The sequence below is a fragment of the Polynucleobacter sp. KF022 genome (genome assembly GCF_027924105.1).
GTDB lineage: Bacteria > Pseudomonadota > Gammaproteobacteria > Burkholderiales > Burkholderiaceae > Polynucleobacter.
Genome location: NZ_AP026972.1, coordinates 67285 through 85383 on the forward strand (window position 1 = coordinate 67285; position 18099 = coordinate 85383).

21 protein-coding genes are annotated in these 18099 nt (G+C 45.7%); 14 read left to right on the forward strand and 7 right to left on the reverse strand.

Annotation, left to right across the window (positions count from 1 at the left end; translation table 11 throughout):
- Positions 1-5: 5 nt before the first annotated feature.
- The 10 genes from secY (at position 6) to dsbD (ending at position 6784) form a co-directional block, all read left to right on the forward strand.
- Positions 6-1343: a preprotein translocase subunit SecY gene (gene secY / locus PKF022_RS00405; protein WP_216231089.1), complete on the forward strand. Its 1338-nt coding sequence runs from the start codon at positions 6-8 to the stop codon at positions 1341-1343.
- A 4-nt stretch (positions 1344-1347) separates the two neighbouring features.
- Complete coding sequence (gene infA / locus PKF022_RS00410; RefSeq protein WP_068320132.1) at positions 1348-1566, forward strand: translation initiation factor IF-1; 219 nt, start codon at positions 1348-1350, stop codon at positions 1564-1566.
- Positions 1567-1600: 34 nt separating this feature from the next.
- Entirely contained in the window at positions 1601-1717 is a 117-nt protein-coding gene (gene rpmJ, locus PKF022_RS00415) for a 50S ribosomal protein L36 (protein ID WP_012357167.1), read from the forward strand.
- Positions 1718-1741: 24 nt separating this feature from the next.
- Complete coding sequence (rpsM, locus tag PKF022_RS00420) at positions 1742-2107, forward strand: 30S ribosomal protein S13 (protein WP_015420253.1); 366 nt, start codon at positions 1742-1744, stop codon at positions 2105-2107.
- Between the two features lie 18 nt (positions 2108-2125).
- On the forward strand, positions 2126-2533 hold the full coding sequence (gene rpsK / locus PKF022_RS00425) for a 30S ribosomal protein S11 (RefSeq protein WP_015420254.1): 408 nt from the start codon (positions 2126-2128) through the stop codon (positions 2531-2533).
- A 118-nt stretch (positions 2534-2651) separates the two neighbouring features.
- Positions 2652-3275, forward strand: a complete 624-nt coding sequence (rpsD, locus tag PKF022_RS00430; RefSeq protein WP_011901924.1) for a 30S ribosomal protein S4 — start codon at positions 2652-2654, stop codon at positions 3273-3275.
- A gap of 23 nt (positions 3276-3298) precedes the next feature.
- Positions 3299-4279 carry a DNA-directed RNA polymerase subunit alpha gene (gene rpoA, locus PKF022_RS00435; protein ID WP_068320137.1) on the forward strand — a complete coding sequence of 327 codons (981 nt, stop codon included), beginning with the start codon at positions 3299-3301 and terminating at the stop codon, positions 4277-4279.
- Positions 4280-4295: 16 nt separating this feature from the next.
- A complete protein-coding gene (rplQ, locus tag PKF022_RS00440; protein ID WP_281776769.1) occupies positions 4296-4691 on the forward strand; it encodes a 50S ribosomal protein L17 in 396 nt (131 codons plus the stop codon).
- Positions 4692-4760: 69 nt separating this feature from the next.
- Positions 4761-5111: a divalent-cation tolerance protein CutA gene (cutA, locus tag PKF022_RS00445; protein WP_281776770.1), complete on the forward strand. Its 351-nt coding sequence runs from the start codon at positions 4761-4763 to the stop codon at positions 5109-5111.
- On the forward strand, positions 5108-6784 hold the full coding sequence (dsbD, locus tag PKF022_RS00450) for a protein-disulfide reductase DsbD (RefSeq protein WP_281776771.1): 1677 nt from the start codon (positions 5108-5110) through the stop codon (positions 6782-6784). The genes cutA and dsbD overlap by 4 nt, the downstream gene beginning before the upstream one ends.
- Positions 6785-6805: 21 nt before the next feature.
- Here dsbD and hemB read toward each other — a convergent pair whose 3' ends face one another.
- Both hemB and yihA read right to left on the reverse strand, forming a co-directional pair.
- On the reverse strand, positions 6806-7807 hold the full coding sequence (hemB, locus tag PKF022_RS00455) for a porphobilinogen synthase (protein ID WP_281777442.1): 1002 nt from the start codon (positions 7805-7807) through the stop codon (positions 6806-6808).
- A 4-nt stretch (positions 7808-7811) separates the two neighbouring features.
- Entirely contained in the window at positions 7812-8477 is a 666-nt protein-coding gene (yihA, locus tag PKF022_RS00460; RefSeq protein ID WP_281776772.1) for a ribosome biogenesis GTP-binding protein YihA/YsxC, read from the reverse strand.
- Positions 8478-8591: 114 nt separating this feature from the next.
- On the opposite strand from yihA, the gene PKF022_RS00465 reads away from it, so the two are divergent.
- Positions 8592-9317, forward strand: a complete 726-nt coding sequence (locus PKF022_RS00465) for a c-type cytochrome (protein ID WP_216231096.1) — start codon at positions 8592-8594, stop codon at positions 9315-9317.
- Positions 9318-9405: 88 nt separating this feature from the next.
- On the opposite strand, the gene lysA is transcribed toward PKF022_RS00465, so the two are convergent.
- Entirely contained in the window at positions 9406-10704 is a 1299-nt protein-coding gene (lysA, locus tag PKF022_RS00470) for a diaminopimelate decarboxylase (protein WP_281776773.1), read from the reverse strand.
- Positions 10705-10942: 238 nt separating this feature from the next.
- On the opposite strand from lysA, the gene cyaY reads away from it, so the two are divergent.
- A complete protein-coding gene (cyaY, locus tag PKF022_RS00475; protein ID WP_348773179.1) occupies positions 10943-11320 on the forward strand; it encodes an iron donor protein CyaY in 378 nt (125 codons plus the stop codon).
- On the opposite strand, the gene aroB is transcribed toward cyaY, so the two are convergent.
- From aroB to PKF022_RS00495, 4 genes are read right to left on the reverse strand one after another with little or no spacing between them, the layout of a single operon-like run.
- On the reverse strand, positions 11317-12399 hold the full coding sequence (gene aroB, locus PKF022_RS00480; protein WP_281777443.1) for a 3-dehydroquinate synthase: 1083 nt from the start codon (positions 12397-12399) through the stop codon (positions 11317-11319). The two genes, cyaY and aroB, sit on opposite strands and share 4 nt — an antisense overlap.
- Before the next feature lie 8 nt (positions 12400-12407).
- Entirely contained in the window at positions 12408-12932 is a 525-nt protein-coding gene (locus PKF022_RS00485; protein WP_216231097.1) for a shikimate kinase, read from the reverse strand.
- A 12-nt stretch (positions 12933-12944) separates the two neighbouring features.
- The gene (locus PKF022_RS00490; RefSeq protein ID WP_348773170.1) at positions 12945-14057 is read right to left on the reverse strand and encodes a secretin and TonB N-terminal domain-containing protein; all 1113 of its coding nucleotides are present in this window, start codon (positions 14055-14057) and stop codon (positions 12945-12947) included.
- Positions 14054-14785, reverse strand: coding sequence for a hypothetical protein (locus PKF022_RS00495; protein WP_281776776.1), 732 nt, complete (start codon positions 14783-14785; stop codon positions 14054-14056). The genes PKF022_RS00490 and PKF022_RS00495 overlap by 4 nt, the downstream gene beginning before the upstream one ends.
- A gap of 105 nt (positions 14786-14890) precedes the next feature.
- Between PKF022_RS00495 and PKF022_RS00500 the strand changes: the two genes are divergently transcribed.
- Positions 14891-17227 carry a penicillin-binding protein 1A gene (locus PKF022_RS00500; protein WP_281776777.1) on the forward strand — a complete coding sequence of 779 codons (2337 nt, stop codon included), beginning with the start codon at positions 14891-14893 and terminating at the stop codon, positions 17225-17227.
- A gap of 12 nt (positions 17228-17239) precedes the next feature.
- Positions 17240-17944 carry a transposase gene (locus PKF022_RS00505; protein WP_281776778.1) on the forward strand — a complete coding sequence of 235 codons (705 nt, stop codon included), beginning with the start codon at positions 17240-17242 and terminating at the stop codon, positions 17942-17944.
- The last annotated feature ends 155 nt before the right edge of the window (positions 17945-18099 follow it).

An 18099-nucleotide genomic window follows, 5' to 3' on the forward strand; every position in this document is an offset into this window, starting at 1 on the left:
TAAATATGGCATTAGCACCTACCAATAACGCAAGCACTGCAGCAGCAGGTGGCAAGTTTGGCGAATTACGCCAACGCTTAGTCTTCCTGGTGTTGGCTTTGCTCGTGTTCCGTTTGGGTGCGCACATTCCTGTTCCTGGCATTGATCCGGACCAGTTGGCACAGTTGTTCTCAGGCCAAAAAGACGGCATTTTGGGAATGTTTAACTTGTTCTCAGGTGGCGCTTTATCTCGCTTTACCGTATTTGCTTTGGGAATCATGCCTTACATTTCTGCATCGATCATCATGCAGTTAATGACTATTGTTGTACCTTCTTTAGAGGCTTTGAAAAAAGAAGGTCAAGCTGGTCAACGTAAGATTACCCAGTACACCCGCTACGGTACAGTGTTATTGGCTACATTCCAGGCATTAGGTATTTCTGTTGCCTTGCAAGCGCAACCGGGTTTGGTTATTAACCCAGGTTTGATGTTTGAATTGAATACTGTAGTGACTTTAGTAACCGGCACAATGTTCTTAATGTGGCTCGGTGAGCAAATTACTGAGCGCGGTTTGGGCAACGGCATTTCTATTATTATTTTCGGTGGCATTGTTTCAGGTCTGCCAAATGCTTTAGCAAGCTTATTAGAGTTGGTTCGTACTGGCTCAATGAATATTGTTTCTGCACTGCTGATCGTTGTAATTTGTGTGGCAGTGACTTATTTTGTGGTGTTTGTCGAGCGCGGTCAGCGCCGCATTTTGGTGAACTATGCAAAGCGTCAAGTTGGTAACAAGATTTACGGCGGCCAGTCTTCTTATTTCCCATTGAAGTTGAATATGGCAGGTGTTATTCCTCCAATTTTTGCTTCTTCAATCATTTTGTTCCCTGCAACGATTGCTGGCTGGTTTACATCAGGCGAGCCAACCAATATGTTCAGCAGAATGATTAAAGACTTGGCTGCAACTTTGGCACCAGGCCAACCTGTGTATACGATTTTGTATGCAGCTGCGATTATTTTCTTCTGTTTTTTCTATACCGCATTGGTATTTAACAGCCGTGAAACGGCTGAGAATTTGAAGAAGAGCGGTGCATTTGTTCCAGGTATTCGTCCTGGCGACCAAACAGCACGTTACATCGACAAGATCTTGGTGCGTTTAACTTTAGCTGGTGCAATTTATATGGTTCTGGTTTGCTTGTTGCCAGAATTCTTGGTGTTGAAGTACAACGTGCCGTTTTATTTCGGTGGTACTTCATTGTTGATTATTGTTGTTGTTGCAATGGATTTCATGGCTCAAGTTCAGTCATTTGTTATGCAACAGCAGTACGGCTCTTTGATGAAAAAAGCCAACTTTAAGATGGGCGCTTAACTGAATGTCTAAAGACGATGTAATTCAGATGGCGGGAGAAGTTGTAGAGAATTTGCCGAACGCGATGTTTCGCGTGAAGCTGGAAAACGGACATGTGGTTCTAGGGCACATTTCTGGAAAGATGCGGATGCATTACATCCGTATTTTGCCGGGAGATAAGGTGACGGTGGAGATGACTCCTTACGACCTGACGCGCGCCAGAATCATTTTCCGTGCGAAGTAAAGATTAAGTAGTACCTATTTTTAAGAGGTGAGTTATGAAAGTTTTAGCATCCGTTAAGTGTATTTGCAGAAATTGCAAGATCATTAAGCGCAAACGCGTTGTGCGCGTGATCTGTTCTTCAGACGCACGTCATAAGCAGCGTCAAGGCTGATCTGGTTAATTAAGAGGAAATCTCATGGCACGTATCGCTGGGGTAAACATCCCAAATCATCAACATACTGTTATCGGTTTAACAGCAATTTTTGGTATTGGCACAACTCGTGCACGCAAAATTTGTGAAACCACAGGTGTTGCAATCGACAAAAAAGTTAAAGACCTTACTGACGGTGACTTGGAAAAGTTGCGTGATGAAGTGGGTAAATTCATTACTGAAGGTGACCTTCGTCGTGAAGTAACTATGAGCATCAAGCGTTTGATGGACTTAGGTTGCTACCGCGGTGTTCGTCATCGTAAGGGCTTGCCTGTACGTGGTCAACGTACTAAGACTAACGCGCGCACCCGTAAGGGCCCACGTAAGTCTGGCGTGCAACTGAAGAAATAATCAAGAAAGTTTATTGACATGGCAAAACAACAATCCGCTTCCGCCGCTTCACAGCGCGCTCGTAAGAAGGTTAAAAAGAACGTTGCTGACGGTATTGCACACGTTCACGCTTCTTTTAATAACACCATTATTACGATCACTGATCGTCAAGGAAATGCGCTTTCATGGGCAACTTCTGGCGGCCAAGGCTTCAAGGGCTCACGTAAATCAACACCTTTTGCTGCTCAGGTAGCTGCAGAAGTTGCTGGTAAGACAGCCATTGAATGCGGTATTAAGAACTTGGAAGTTCAGATCAAAGGCCCAGGCCCAGGTCGTGAATCAGCTGTGCGTGCATTGAACTCATTGGGCATCAAGATCACTGAGATTCAAGACGTAACCCCAGTTCCACATAATGGTTGCCGTCCTCCAAAGCGTCGTCGTATTTAAGCTTGGAAGTTGGCAGTACAACAGTTTCAGTAGTTTTTTATTAAAGCCCACTGTTCGCCTGATTTAAAGGGCGAACTCACCGCCGGTCGCAAGACTGCGGCAAAGAAAGGAAAGCATCGTGGCACGTTACTTAGGGCCTAAGGCCAAATTAGCACGTCGGGAAGGTACCGACTTATTTTTAAAGAGCGCACGTCGCGCCCTGTCAGACAAGTGCAAGTTAGATACTAAGCCTGGTCAACATGGTCGTACATCTGGCTCAAGAACATCTGATTACGGTAATCAATTGCGTGAAAAGCAAAAGGTTAAGCGTATCTATGGCGTTTTAGAGCGTCAATTCCGTCGTTACTTCGCAGAAGCTGAGCGTCGTAAGGGCAACACTGGTGAAACATTGCTCCAGTTGCTTGAGTCACGTCTCGACAACGTGGTTTATCGCATGGGCTTTGGTTCAACACGCGCTGAAGCACGTCAGTTGGTTTCTCATTGCGCAATTTTGCTCAATGGTAGCCCTGTCAATATTCCATCTATTCAGGTTAAGCCTGGCGATGTTGTTGCGATTCGTGAAAAAGCGAAGAAGCAAGCGCGTATTACAGAATCACTCAATTTGGTTGGGCAAATGGCAGCTGTTACTTGGGTTTCAGTTGACGCAGCCAAGCTCGAGGGAACATTTAAGCAAGTGCCTGACCGCGAAGATATTAGCGGTGAAATTAATGAAAGTTTGATCGTCGAATTGTATTCACGCTAATTAGGCACTCTCAAGGAAAAAATATGCAAACAAATTTGCTCAAGCCAAAGATTATTTCTGTTGAAGCGCTTACCGCCAACCAAGCTAAGGTTGTTATGGAGCCGTTCGAGCGTGGCTATGGCCACACACTCGGAAATGCATTACGTCGTGTACTTTTGTCCTCGATGGTTGGTTATGCACCAACTGAAGTAGCTATTGCAGGTGTTGTTCATGAGTACTCCACATTAGATGGAGTTCAAGAGGACGTAGTAAATCTCTTGTTGAACCTCAAAGGTATCGTATTTAAGTTGCAGTCACGTGACGAAGTTACTATCAATTTGCGTAAAGAAGGCCCAGGCGTTGTTACTGCAAAAGATATCGATTTGCCACATGATGTAGAAATCATGAACCCTGATCACGTGATCGCTCACTTGTCTGCTGGTGGCAAGTTGGATATGCAGATCAAGGTTGAAAAAGGTCGTGGCTATGTTCCGGGTAACGTACGTCAGTACAACGACGAAGCTACTAAGATCATTGGCCGTATCGTGTTGGATGCTTCATTCAGCCCGGTAAGTCGTGTTAGCTACGCTGTTGAATCTGCTCGTGTTGAGCAACGTACCGATCTCGATCGTCTCGTAATGACCATCGAAACAAACGGTGTGTTGTCTCCTGAAGAAGCAATTCGTCAAGCAGCTAGCATCTTGGTTGATCAGTTGGTTGTATTCGCAGCCCTTGAAAGCAGCGAAGTTTCTGGTGATTTAGCACCAAGCCGCTCTTCAATGGTTGATCCAATGTTGATGCGTCCGGTAGATGACCTCGAGTTGACAGTTCGCTCTGCAAACTGCTTGAAGGCTGAGAACATTTACTACATCGGTGACTTGATTCAACGTACAGAGAATGAATTGTTGAAGACGCCTAATCTAGGCCGTAAATCTTTGAATGAAATCAAAGATGTATTGGCGGCTCGTGGCTTAAGTCTTGGCATGAAACTCGAAAGCTGGCCTCCAGCTAACCTCGAGAAATAATTAGAAAGGAAGCATCATGCGTCACGGAAACGGCTTACGCAAACTAAACAGAACATCATCACATCGCTTGGCGATGCTGCGCAACATGTCCAATTCACTTTTGGAGCACGAAGTCATTAAAACGACTTTGCCAAAAGCCAAAGAATTGCGTATGGTTGTTGAGCCTTTGATTACCTTGGGTAAAAAAGACAACTTAGCAAACCGTCGCTTGGCATTCAATCGCACACGTGATCGTGATATCGTAGCCAAGCTCTTCACAGAACTCGGCCCACGTTACGCAACACGTCCAGGTGGCTACCTTCGTATTTTGAAGTTTGGCTTCCGTCATGGCGACAATGCACCTATGGCATTGGTTGAGTTGGTGGATCGCCCTGAAGTTGAAGAAACAGCAGCAGTAGCTGAAGAGGCTTAAGTCTCACGGTTACAGTAAAAAGCCAGGCTTCGGTCTGGCTTTTTTCATTTATCAGGTTATAAATACAGAATGTCTAAAAACATACCATTCAATCACAGCAAGCTTTTGGTGGTGGTTACCAGCCTTCCTAGTTTGGATGCTGCTAAGGGCTTAGCCCGTGCTTTAGTTGAGCAGAATTTAGCTGCTTGCGCGCAGCTGACTGAGGGTATTCATTCGATTTATCGCTGGGAAGGCAAAATTTGCGAAGAGCAAGAAGTGTTGTTATCTGCAAAAACTATCGAAGCAAAGTGGCTTGAGATATTGGCTTTTATTCAAAGTGCCCATCCTTATGACCTGCCTGAGATCTTGGCTTTTTCACCAGAGCAGCATGAAAGACAGTACGGCGCATGGGTCGAGTCTGAGGTAAATTCGAAGTCATGAAATTACATTCTTTCTTGGTAAGAATTTTTGCGGTCTTGTTACTCCTCTCTGCGCAAGCATTTGCTGCGCAAGATTTCTTGCCCCCAGAAAAAGCATTTCGGGTGGAGGCCACTTGGTTAGAAAATTCCAATCAAGTCGAACTGGAATTTCTGCCTTCTAAAGGTTATTACATCTACCAAGAGTCTTTAAAGTTCCAAGCAGGCTCACAGGCTGAGAAGCTAAGTAATATAAGGCCTGCAGTGCCACCGGGCATAGAAAAATTTGATGAAACTTTTCAAAAAAAGCTTCAGGTATACAAAGAACCATTCTTAGTTTTTCTAGAGATTAAGCCTGCAGTTGGGCAGCCTGTTCATTTGGAGATCACTCTTCAGGGTTGTGCAGAGGCAGGCATTTGCTACCCACCCATGACCCTTAAATTTTTACTTGCTGGACCTGGCGTAAAAGCAGCACCAATTCCAGAAGCATTAGATGGCATTCCCTCGTCAAGCGTGAAGGCAAATGACCAATTTAGTTTGGCAGATTTATGGCGTGAGCGCGATAACGTTAATGCCATCAGCCGCTTTTTAGAAAACACTTCAACTGCGTATTTATTTCTAGCATTCTTTGTATTGGGCCTGGCTTTGGCATTCACGCCTTGCGTGCTTCCCATGTTGCCGATCCTATCCAGCGTAATCTTCGGGACTCAAGATGGCAAAGCTATTTCAAAGGGCCGTGCTAGCGCCCTAGCATTGGCCTACGTCTTAGGTATGGCTTTGGTATATGCCTTGGCAGGCGTGCTCATGGCGGCTCTGGGGGGCAGCGTACAGCGTGCCTTACAAAGTCCTTTTGCGCTCGCTACTTTTGCCCTATTGCTATTAGCCCTATCTGGCAGTCTATTTGGCTTGTATGACTTACGTCTGCCCCAATCATGGCATCAGCATGTCGATAGGTTAGCAGGGCGTCAAAAGGGCGGTAGCGTATTTGGTGCCTTTGCTTTGGGGGGTATTTCCACGCTGGTAGCCAGCCCCTGCATTACGGCTCCTTTAGCAGGCGTTTTAGCCTTTATTGCCCAAACCGGTTCTATGAGTTTGGGTGCGGGCTTACTCTTTGTAATGGCGCTAGGAATGGGATTACCACTGTTATTTATCGCTGTTGAAGCTCGCATCTTGATTCCATCTACTGGAATCTGGATGGTGTGGTTACAGCGCACTCTAGGTGTTTTATTGGTTGCAACGGCTGCTTGGATTGCCTCGCCATTGCTGCAAAATAATGACGCTTCTGGAACTGCAAAAACAGTTAATGGTCAGAGTATTCACCAAGTTGGAAACTTGGCTTTTATTGTGATTCAGTCGCCGGCGCAGCTTGATATTCAATTGAGCAAAGCCAAAGAAGAAAAGAAACTAGTCCTCTTGGATTTTTATGCTGATTGGTGCATTAGTTGCAAAGAAATGGAAGTCAATACTTTTGCAAATCCAGAAGTCAGTAAGGTGCTAAAGCAGTTTGTTTTATTACAGGCTGATGTCACTGTAAACAGCCCTGATAACCAGGCTTTGCTGAAGCGCTTTGGTTTATTTGGTCCCCCAGGCATTCTGATCTTTGATCAAAATTCGCAAGAGCAAAAAGATCAACGTGTGATTGGCTATATGCCACCACAACGTTTTATTGAGCGCTTAAAAAACGTGTTGAAAAACTAAAGCAGCTGAGTAACTATTGAATTATTTCTTAGCTGCTTTAATGAGTCGCGCCGCTTCCAGCGCAAAGTAAGTCAGAACACCATCGGCACCAGCACGTTTAAATGCAAGTAGTGATTCCATCATTACAGCATCGTAATCTAACCAACCATTCTGTGCAGCGGCTTTGAGCATGGCATATTCACCGCTCACTTGGTATGCATAAGTTGGGTAATCAAACTCTTCGCGTACGCGTCGCACGATATCTAAATAAGGCATGCCAGGTTTGACCATCACCATATCAGCACCTTCATTGATATCGAGAGCCACCTCCCGCAAAGCCTCGTCACCATTGGCGCAATCCATTTGGTAGGTCTTTTTATCCGCCTTGCCTAGGTTCTTGGCAGAGCCTACGGCATCTCTGAATGGGCCATAAAACGCTGAGGCGTATTTGGCAGAGTAGGCCATGATGCGAGTGTGAATAAGTTTCCTTTGTTCAAGCGCTTCACGAATTTTTCCGATGCGACCATCCATCATGTCTGAGGGTGCGACGATATCGACGCCAGCCTCAGCTTGCGCAATCGCTTGTTGAACTAAGATTGCGGTAGTTTCATCATTGAGAATGCGACCTTGCTCATCAAGAACACCATCTTGACCATGGCTTGTATAGGGATCAAGTGCTACATCCGTCATGATGCCTAGATTGGGAAAGCGTTTTTTGAGTTCGCGAACGGCTGTTGGAATAAGACCATTTGGATTAAATGCTTCTTTACCATCAGGCGTTTTTAGTGAGGAGTTGATCACCGGAAAGAGTGCAAGAACTGGAATGCCCAAATCAATACACTCTTGCGCAACTGGAAAAAGCAAATCTAAAGACACTCGATTTACACCTGGCATTGAGACAACGGCTTCGGATTTGCCTTGGCCTTCAAGCAGGAACACCGGGTAGATAAAGTCATTGGCAGAGACACTGTTCTCTTGCATAAGGCGGCGTGACCAATCATCACGACGCATGCGGCGAGGACGATGCCCTGGAAAATTAAGCAATGAATTAGCTGGTGATTTCATCTTCTTTAGTCTCTGCTTCAAATAACCATTTAATAACAATATTGTCGGCCTCTTCAAGGCCTATTCGTTTGGTGCTTGAAAATAATTGTGCCGTAAGTTGCTTGGACTCACCATTGCCATCGGGCAAAGCTGGGTCGTATTGCTGCAATTGCTTGCGGACTGCCTCAAGCGCATGCTTGCACTCACTTTTATTGAGTTTGTCGCATTTGCTGAGCAAAACATGAATTGGCTTGCCAGTAGGTACAAACCACTCAATCATTTGCTCATCCAAATCGGTGATACCGCGCCTAGAGTCCACAATGAGGATCATGCCTACCAACTGCTCTCGCTCCTGCAAATAGTCGCTTAGCAGGGAATTCCAGTGGTATTTGGTTTCATGGTTGACAGCTGCATAGCCATAGCCTGGCAAGTCCACCAAGTAGGCTAGGAGGTCATCTTTGGCAAAAAGGCCGAAATAGTTGATATGTTGGGTGCGGCCAGGCGTTTTACTGGCAAAAGCGAGTCTTTTTTGGTTGCAAAGGACATTTATAGCGCTGGATTTACCAGCGTTTGAGCGCCCAGCAAAAGCCACCTCACGCAGGGGCGTAGCAGGCAGGCAATGGGTGTCATTGACTGTGGTGGCGAATCGGGCTTGAAAGAGTTTAGACATGTCCAGAAGCTATTGTAAAATCACGCAAAATCATGAAATATCTCATGGTGTTGGGTAAAAGGTTGTAAATGCAGGGCCCAAACACTTTTAGGAATTTTTGCCAAGGTAAACATAATGCGTCAAACCTCTCAAATCTCCAAATTAACTAGCTTACGTGCTGGTTTTGCGGCTCTCTCTATTTTCGCCTTGATTGGCATTTCTGGCACAGTTTTTGCTGCCGATGCGGCTCCGGCTGCACCTGCTGCTGAAGCTAAGGCTGCTGTTCCAGGCAAGCCAAAAGTTGATGCAGCGGCTGGCGAAGCTCTGTACTCCAATGGCGATCCTTCGCGCGGCGTTACAGCTTGTCTTACTTGCCACGGCCCTAAAGGGCAAAGCGCAGTTGCTACTTGGCCTAAGTTATCTGCCCAACACGCAGCATATACAGCCAAGCAGTTGAAAAACTTTAAAGAAGGTACTCGTGCTAATCCTGTGATGATGGGTATGTCAGCCACATTGACTGAACAGGATATGCAAAACATTGCAGCTTACTTAGTTAAGCAGCCCGTTTCTTTGGGTGTTGCTCAAGACAAGGCAACCATCGAGTTAGGTCAAAGTATTTACCGCGGCGGTATCGCAGCAAAGGGTGTTCCAGCATGTGCAGCTTGCCATAGCCCAACAGGTGCTGGCATCCCTTCACAGTACCCACGATTAGGTGGTCAATGGGCTGATTACTCATACGCACAATTGGTTGCGTTTAGTAACGGCACTCGCAAGAATGGTCCAATGATGACAGCTATTGCAGGCAAGATGTCAGATTTAGAAATGAAAGCAGTTTCTGACTACATTGCAGGCTTACGTTAATTAGTAACAGCAAAAAAACAAAACCCCGCTCTTGCAGCGGGGTTTTTATTGCCTAAAACTTTACGACGTTATCAACTGATGCAAATTATTAACTTGGTAAAACTGTTTCCGAAGAGAATAAATCTGCAGTATTTTCGCGAGCGCGAATGACATAAGCATTTTTTCCATCAACCATAATCTCAGCGGGTTTAGGGCGTGTGTTGTAGTTGGACGCCATTACAAAACCATAAGCGCCAGCAGAAAGAATGGCGAGAAGATCACCTTCTTCAATAGCCAGATGACGATCTCTTCCTAGCCAGTCACCGGATTCGCAAACAGGACCAACAATGTCATAAGTTAAGGCTGTTGCTGTTTTATTCTTTACTGGGACAATGCCGTGATGCGCTTCATATAAGGCTGGACGCATCAGCTCAGTCATTGCGGCATCCACAATGCAAAAGTTCTTTTCAGCACCTGGCTTTAAATATTCCACCGTGGTTAGGAGTACGCCAGCATTACCAACTAATGATCTGCCTGGCTCAAGAACAACATCCAGATGGCCAAAGCCACGTTCAGCTACGCGATTTAATAAAGTGTTTGTAAAGTCGGTAATGTCTGGCGGAGTTTCATCGCTATATGAAATTCCGAGGCCGCCACCTAGATCTAGATGGTGAATAACAATGCCTTCTTTTTTCAGTTGTGCAACAAGATCCAATACTTTATCGAGCGCATCTAAGTAAGGCGCAGTAGTGGTAATTTGTGAGCCAATATGGCAATCAATACCGACAACATCAATTTGAGAAAGTTGTGACGCTTCACGATATGTTTTTAAAACCTCGTGATAGGCGATGCCAAATTTATTGCCCTTCAATCCAGTGGAAATATAAGGATGAGTTTGTGCATCCACATCCGGATTAACGCGTAAAGAAATAGGGGCGCGCAGATTTAGCTCAGAGGCAACCCGATTGATTTTATGTAGCTCGGCGATGGACTCAACATTGATGCATTTCACGCCAGCCTTTAGGGCTGCGCCAATTTCAGAGGCGGATTTACCTACGCCAGCAAATACCAGGCTTTTCGGGTCTGCACCAATGGCTAACGCACGCGCTAATTCGCCGCCACTAACTAAATCAAACCCAGAACCCAATTTTTTAAAGCAATCAAGCACTGCTAAATTGCTATTGGCTTTCATGGCATAGTGCACGCGCGCACGACGTTTGCCATTGCTATCAACACAGGCCTTATCGTATGCCTGATAGGCCTCTGTTAATGCTTTTTTGCTATAGACATAGAGCGGAGTGCCAAACTCTTTTGCTAAATCAGCCAGTGGAATTTCTTCGGCAAACCAGTTGCCATTACGTTCCGAAAAACCGGATAACTGAGGAATTGGAAGTGCTTTGCTTGTCATTACTTGGCCGTTGAAGGATTACTTGGGCTGGCGGGTGTTTGGGGTGGGTAGAGTTTGCCTTTGGGTTCAGGCTCTGTGGGAGCCGGAGGAGCAGATGGCACATTGGGCAAAAATAGCGGTCCTCTTACCCCACACCCAACAAGGGATATTAAAAAGCTAAGGCAGAGGGCTCTATTAAGAATCGCTATCATGAATGTCTCTAAAACGAATGATTGAATATAGCATGCAGGACTCCAGTATGAATCCAAATAATTCAGGCACAGAAACCATTGATGACAAGCAGTTTTATCAGCTGGGAAGTCAGCTACTGCATTCCATAGAGGCGGCGCTAGAAGCTGCAGATGATGCGTTAGATCTGGATTTAGACGTCGAGCGCCAGGGTGGTAACGTCATCAATATTCGTTTTAAGGATAGAAGCGTCATCGTGGTGAATACTCAGCCACCTTTGCATGAAATTTGGGTAGCCGCAAAATCAGGCGGATATCACTATCGCTGGGCTGGCACTGTGGCCAAGCCTTTATGGCTGGATACCAAAACAGGCAAAGAGCTTTTAAGTGATTTATCAGAGTTTGCTACTGCTCAGGCAGGCCAAGAAATAAAGGTTGCCCTTATTTAAGCGGCGCCAGTAGCTTTCAATGTTTCAATGACCTGGTCATCAGCGACACTCTTAATCTGGGCTTTACCAATCTTTTCTAAAACTACGTAACGAATTTGCCCGCCCTCAGTTTTTTTATCAACCTGCATCAGCTCCATGTAGCGATCCCCACCAAACTTAGGTGGGGTAATTGGTAGGTTCATCGATTGGATGATTTTGGTGAGGCGCTGGACATCGGCTTCACTGATGTAGTTAAGGCGGCGCGATAAATCGGCACCTAACACCATGCCGCAACCAACCGCTTCGCCATGTAACCATTCGCCGTAACCCATGCCTGCTTCAATTGCATGTCCAAAAGTGTGACCAAAGTTCAGGGTTGCGCGAATGCCCCCCTCTCTTTCATCTGCGGACACTACTGCAGATTTAATTTCGCACGAACGCAAAACTGCGTGACCCATGGCGACAGTGTCACAAGCCAATAATGCCTTTGCATTAGCCTCGATCCAATTTAAAAACTGCGCATCGGCAATAGCACCATGTTTAACCACTTCCGCAAGACCGGCGGAGAGTTCTCTGGGGGGTAAAGTCTTTAAAGTATTAAGGTCTGCAATCACAGCAACGGGCTGATGAAAGGCGCCAATCATATTTTTACCAAGCGGATGGTTGATGCCAGTCTTTCCGCCTACAGATGAATCCACCTGAGCTAGCAAGGTTGTTGGTACTTGAATAAAGCGAATGCCACGCATGAAGCTGGCTGCAGCAAATCCAGTCATATCACCAATGACTCCACCGCCTAAGGCAACCAGCATTGTTTGACGATCAGCGCCAAACTTCAACAGGTCATCAAAAATAAGCTGAAGGTTTTTCCAGTCTTTATAAGACTCCCCGTCAGGTAACGCAATCGTTCTAACAGGCTTGCCAAAAGTATTTAGAGTCTTGGTCAGACGCTCTGCGTAAATTGGGGCAACCGTAGTGTTGCTGACGATGTAGATAGAGGTTGCTTTTGCACAGGCGCTAAATAGGTTAGGCTGATCAATGAGGTCTGTGCCAATATAAATTGGATAACTGCGATTACCAAGATCAACTTCAAGTGTTTTCATCATATTCTTCAAGCGGAAAGTTCAAGCTGCATAATTAAGGTGTTGACCAATTGATTAACACTTGGTTTACCAGTTTCAATAACGTGGTCAGCAATTTCGCGATAGAGGGGATCGCGAATAGCGTATAAATTTTCTAGAATTTTTTTGGCATCGCCATTTTTAAGAAGTGGACGTCCTTCACCACCCTTAGTGCGATGCCAAAGCTCAATTGGATTTGCGTGCAAATAAATGACGGTCCCATGATCACTGAGTGCTTGACGATTTTCTGGCAATAAAACAGCGCCACCACCAGTTGCCAAAATAATGTCTCTTTCATTGGTGATTTCACGAATGGCTTGAGCCTCTCTTTTGCGAAAACCCTCTTCACCTTCCATTTCAAAAATGACGGGAATTTTTACGCCACAGCGTTCTTCGATGACATGGTCGGCATCTAGAAATCGACGCCCTAATTTTTTGGCTAGGACTTTACCGACGGTCGACTTCCCGGCGCCCATTAGGCCGATCAGAAAGATATTGTTTGTCGAAGAGTTCACCCCTCGATTTTATTAGGGTTTGTCGAGAACAGTCGGAGTTAAAAAGACTAGCAGCTCAGTTTTATCTTGCAATTTGGATTTATGGCGAAAAAAATGGCCAATCAGCGGAATATCCCCCAATAAAGGGATCTTGACTTCATCCTCTCGCTCGGTTGTCTGAAAGATGCCGCCAATGATCGCTGTTCCACCATTTTCTACAGTGACCTCGGAACTGAGGCTTTTGGTGTCTATGGCATACCCTTGCTCTGTTTTCATGCCCACTGTGTCCTTATTGATTCCTACTAGCATTGAAATCTTGCCATCTGGATGAATTTTGGGAAGGACTTCGAGGCGTAAATTAGCCTTTCTAAATTGCAATTTACTGCCGTTTTGATTGGAGGTTTGATAGGGAAGTTCGGTGCCTTGTTCAATTGTTGCTTTGACTTGGTCGCCCGTCATAATGCGGGGATTGGACAGTATTTTTCCTTGACCCTCTGATTCCAGGGCAGATAGTTCTGCTTGCAGAATACGGTTAGCATTTTTAGACACTAAAGTTGCAGCCACGGTTGCTGGATTGAAGCCGCTTAACCCAGTGCCACCTAAGTCAAGATTGCCTGTCAGCTTTTGATTGCCGGCTCCATTTGCTTGATATCCCAGTTTGACCCCTAGCTCTCTAGCAAAGCGTTCATCTGCCTCCACAATCCGAGCCTCTATCAGAATCTGTCTTGGACTGTTGATGTGATCTCCACCAAATGGAAGAGCTGCATCCTCACGACGAAACTTTTGGAAGGCCTGGATTTCTGCATGGGGTCCGATCCAATAGATATCACCATTGCGTACGAGTCTCAAACCACGGCTGGCAATAATAGAGTCCAGCGCGGTCTGCCAAGGAGTCTTATGGAGGTCGACTGAAATCTTTCCTTTGATTGATTCACTTATTAAAAAATTGGTATTCCCCAATTTAGCTAAAACCAGTAAAAGATCTCTTATTTCTATCTCAGTAAATTGCAGGCTAATTGGTCTCAACAGGTGATTTTGTGAAGGCGCGTTTCCGCCTGCTAGATTAGGTAAAAAAAGCATCAACAAAGCAAGCAAAATAGTGATGCTGTTTAAGTGGCATTGAAGAAAATGCAGGGTGCGTTTCATTCGCTGTGGGGGGTCTTCAGAGCTAGCGATTTGCCCTGGGGGTGACTAAAGGTTGCCATGCCACTTTCAATGCTGTTAAGCTGCCAGTCACCCAAAACTCGAGCCCCTTTTTCGAAAGCGGCATTCCCCTTTCCTGTACTGAAAAATGCTTGATGAGAGTCGCCCATTTGAGCGGCCCCCAGGTAGCGCCAGCGGCGTAATTCAGTCTCATGGGAGGGCACCGCTGGCCTGCTGGAAACTTTAATTTCAGGCTTTCGATTCATTAATGAGTGAATACTCACTTCTATTTCTTCTATTGCCATATATAAATCTTCCTGATTTTCATGAAATTCATTACGCATGAAGGCTATTTCCTTTTTTAGCTCAGATATGAGTTTTTGAGATTCCTCCTGAGCGCTTTTGGAGCTCTGATCAAGGGCGATATAGGTGAAAAAGCTCACAACTGCTACTACTATCAAGACCCCAAAAAAGAGGGTAATTAATCCACCTAGGTTTTGAATGGAGCTCGGGATTTGAAGCTTAGAAAAGGGGCTAAAGAAAGAGCGATGATTACTCTGGACTGAGTCAACTCTGGGCGTGCTTTGTTGGGGTCGAGGTTTGCGAATTCCATGGGGGTCGGGTATGGCAGGATCATCGCCAAGCTCGCTCAAAATTTCGTCAAAGGATTCGCTGGAAATGTGTCGTGCAGGCATGACCATATTCTTCAGTTTTGCAGCCTGAAAAGACATCGTTCTGGTTTGAAGACTGCGTCAGAAATTAGGCCTTGATGCACCCCAAAACGAGGAATTTGGAGCTTTTAGGTAAATTGACCAAGCACCCTATAATTTGGGCATATGGCCTTAACTCCTAAAGACAAGCCGCCCCTGAACCAACGTCCCGTTCGTCCATTCGAAAGACGTCCTCGGCATACACGAGTTGAGCCTGGTTTCCCGCACAAGAAATCAAGCAATCCGCTGGTAAAGGCCTTATTAATTATTGGCGTTGTTTTTGCTTTAGTGGTTACCTTGCTGATGGGGTATGCCTTTTTGGTAGCAAAACCCAATCTGCCGAAGATCTCTGCCTTAACCGACTACAACCCTAAGACACCTTTGCGTATCTATACGGCTGACAAAGTGCTCATTGGTGAATTTGGCGAGGAGCGTCGTAAGGTAATCCCATTAAATGAAATTCCTCAAAGCATGCGAAATGCTGTTTTAGCTATTGAGGATGATCGCTTCTACTCTCACGGTGGCGTGGACTACGTAGGAATTTTGCGGGCAACATTAACCAACTTACGTGGCAACCTCTCGCAGGGTGCCTCAACTATCACCATGCAGGTGGCGCGCAACTTCTTCTTGAGCAACGAGAAAACTTTTAGTCGAAAAATCTATGAAGTTTTATTGGCCTGGGAAATTGAGTCGCAGTTAACCAAGGACAAGATTCTTGAAATCTATATGAATCAGATTTTCTTGGGGCAGCGGGCTTACGGCTTCTCAAGCGCAGCGCAGATTTATTTTGGTAAAGAATTAAAAGACATCACGATTGCTGAGTCGGCTATGTTAGCGGGCTTGCCAAAGGCGCCTTCAGCTTACAACCCAGTTAGCAATTTCCGTCGCGCAAAGATTCGTCAAGAGTACATTCTTCAGCGTATGCGTGATCTGGGGTATATCACACCAGAGGAATATCAAAAAGCGATGATTGAGGAGTTACATATTCGTGGCTTGGGCAATGAGTTTGCGGTCCGCGCAGACTTCCCGGCCGAGATGGTGCGCCAGTTACTGTTTACGCAATATGGTGAAGCTATCTACTCCCAAGGAATTGATGTTTACACCACCATTTTGAAGGCCGATCAAGACGCAGCTTATAAGGCGGTACGTAAAGGAATTTTTGAATATGACCTACGCCACGCTTATCGTGGGCCGGAAGGTTTCATAGATCTTCCGCAAGATCCTGTAAAGCGCCAGCGTGCAATTGATGAGGCGCTACTTGCTTATCCTCAGTTGGATGATTTGCAGTCTGGTGTTGTGCTTGACGTTAAGCCTAAGGAAATGCAGGTCATGATTTCAACTGGCGACACCATCACCATTAAGGGTGAGGGCATGAAGTTGGCATCCGCATCCCTTACCGATAGCACTCAGCCTAAGAAGCGGTTGCGACCAGGTGCGGTGGTACGACTGTTGTCAGACGGCGGAATTTGGAAATTAGCACAACTGCCACAGGTTGAGGCTGCGTTTGTGTCTATGAATGCAGAGACTGGTGCGATCCTGTCTCTGGTGGGTGGTTTTGATTTCCGTCGCAATCAATTTAATCATGTGACGCAAGCGTTGCGTCAACCGGGCTCTTCTTTTAAGCCATTTATCTATGCGGCAGCGATTGAAAAAGGTTTTTCACCCAGCACAATGGTGAATGATGCGCCCTTATCAATCGGTAGCATGGAAACAGGTAGCCAGGCCTGGGAACCAAAAAACTATGATGGTAAGTATGAAGGCATGATGCGCTTGCGCAACGCGCTGGCTAAATCGAAGAACTTAGTTTCAGTACGGATCATTCGAGCGATTGGTCCTTCTTATGCGCAGGAATATATTCAGCGTTTTGGTTTTGAACCAGAAAAGCATCCCCCTTACTTAACGATGGCTTTGGGTGCGGGTTCGGTTACGCCATTACAAATGGCTTCTGCTTATAGTGTCTTTGCAAATGGCGGCTACCGCGTAGATCCATTCTTGATTGATAAGATGGTCGACTCTAAAGGCGCTGTCATGTTTGAAGCAAAACCTACTCATGCTCGTGAAGATGCGCCACGTGTATTAGATGCGCGTACTGCTTTTGTAATGGATAGTATGTTGCAAGAGGTAACTAAGTCAGGCACTGCAGCTTCTGCTCGCGGTAAGTTAGGGCGCAATGATATTGCAGGTAAAACAGGCACAACGAACGATTCTCATGATGCTTGGTTTGCTGGATACAATCCAAAAGTGGTTGCTGTTGCATGGATTGGTTTTGATAAGCCAGCGAGCTTAGGCGATCGTGAAACCGGTGGCGGTCTTGCTCTACCAATGTGGATTTCTTATATGGGTACAGCATTAAGAGAGATTCCTCAGCAGGCTCGTGAAGTTCCAAGTGGTGTTACACAAGTTGATGGGGACTGGTTTATTCCAGAGTTTTCTAACAGTGGTGGTGCGCGCGAACTGCAATAGTTCGCTTTTAAGATGGCACGGCAAGCGCGCACTGTAATACCCGGCCAAGCAATGCATGTGATGGTCCGCGGTAATAACCGTGAAACCCTTTTTTTTAGCGATGAAGATCGTCGCACTTATTTAGAGTGGTTGCGTGAGGCGGCTAGGCAATTTGGTTGCGCAGTTCATGCCTTTGCTTTGATGCCCAATCATGTTCATCTGTTGATGACTCCACAGAGCGAAGATTCTCTTGCAAAAACAATGCAATCTCTGGGGCGACGTTACGCACAGTATTTCAACCAACAGCATCGTCGCTCGGGGACCATTTGGGAGGGAAGGTATCGCTCATCTTTAATAGACCCAGATTATTTTTTGCGTTGTCAGCGCTATATCGAGCTCAATCCGGTGAGAGCTGGTTTTGAATCCAATCCTCAAAGTTCTACTTGGACTAGTTTTTCAGCACATATTGGTGAGAGTTCGGAGTCTTGGTTAGTGGATCATCAATATTTTTGGAGGCTGGGTAATACCCCCTTTGAAAGGCAGATGAACTGGGCAAGCTTTGTTAAGGAAGGCGCCCCCCATTGGGAGGACCGTCAAATTACCGAATCGTTAATTCGATCCAAGCCTTGGGTGAGTGACATTTATGCAAAAAAGCTCTTCAAGGATGCCCCAGAGATGACTGTCATTCGGCATCGAGGGCGACCAAGAAAAGTAAATGTTGTAAATTCAACAGCTTAGAGCAATAAAAACCCCCTGAATTCACTTTAGGGCATTGAATATTCTGACTCTGTCCCCATATAAGTAATTGATATTGGTGCGGCATACAAATAAATGGGACAGACTCATTTTATTTCTATTGCATCGGTATGGGTATTCACCTATATTTGATCCTC

Excerpts from the sequence above, each read along its gene's own strand:
- PKF022_RS00505 (WP_281776778.1), top strand. The coding sequence starts at position 17,240 with ATGGCACGGCAAGCGCGCACTGTAATACCCGGCCAAGCAATGCATGTG.
- cutA (WP_281776770.1), top strand. The coding sequence starts at position 4,761 with ATGTCTAAAAACATACCATTCAATCACAGCAAGCTTTTGGTGGTGGTT.
- yihA (WP_281776772.1), bottom strand. The coding sequence starts at position 8,477 with ATGTCTAAACTCTTTCAAGCCCGATTCGCCACCACAGTCAATGACACC.
- cyaY (WP_348773179.1), top strand. The coding sequence starts at position 10,943 with ATGAATCCAAATAATTCAGGCACAGAAACCATTGATGACAAGCAGTTT.
- PKF022_RS00465 (WP_216231096.1), top strand. The coding sequence starts at position 8,592 with ATGCGTCAAACCTCTCAAATCTCCAAATTAACTAGCTTACGTGCTGGT.
- PKF022_RS00495 (WP_281776776.1), bottom strand. The coding sequence starts at position 14,785 with ATGTCTTTTCAGGCTGCAAAACTGAAGAATATGGTCATGCCTGCACGA.
- secY (WP_216231089.1), top strand. The coding sequence starts at position 6 with ATGGCATTAGCACCTACCAATAACGCAAGCACTGCAGCAGCAGGTGGC.
- rpmJ (WP_012357167.1), top strand. The coding sequence starts at position 1,601 with ATGAAAGTTTTAGCATCCGTTAAGTGTATTTGCAGAAATTGCAAGATC.
- PKF022_RS00500 (WP_281776777.1), top strand. The coding sequence starts at position 14,891 with ATGGCCTTAACTCCTAAAGACAAGCCGCCCCTGAACCAACGTCCCGTT.
- rpoA (WP_068320137.1), top strand. The coding sequence starts at position 3,299 with ATGCAAACAAATTTGCTCAAGCCAAAGATTATTTCTGTTGAAGCGCTT.
- PKF022_RS00490 (WP_348773170.1), bottom strand. The coding sequence starts at position 14,057 with ATGAAACGCACCCTGCATTTTCTTCAATGCCACTTAAACAGCATCACT.
- aroB (WP_281777443.1), bottom strand. The coding sequence starts at position 12,399 with ATGAAAACACTTGAAGTTGATCTTGGTAATCGCAGTTATCCAATTTAT.
- dsbD (WP_281776771.1), top strand. The coding sequence starts at position 5,108 with ATGAAATTACATTCTTTCTTGGTAAGAATTTTTGCGGTCTTGTTACTC.
- rpsK (WP_015420254.1), top strand. The coding sequence starts at position 2,126 with ATGGCAAAACAACAATCCGCTTCCGCCGCTTCACAGCGCGCTCGTAAG.
- rpsM (WP_015420253.1), top strand. The coding sequence starts at position 1,742 with ATGGCACGTATCGCTGGGGTAAACATCCCAAATCATCAACATACTGTT.
- infA (WP_068320132.1), top strand. The coding sequence starts at position 1,348 with ATGTCTAAAGACGATGTAATTCAGATGGCGGGAGAAGTTGTAGAGAAT.
- lysA (WP_281776773.1), bottom strand. The coding sequence starts at position 10,704 with ATGACAAGCAAAGCACTTCCAATTCCTCAGTTATCCGGTTTTTCGGAA.
- rplQ (WP_281776769.1), top strand. The coding sequence starts at position 4,296 with ATGCGTCACGGAAACGGCTTACGCAAACTAAACAGAACATCATCACAT.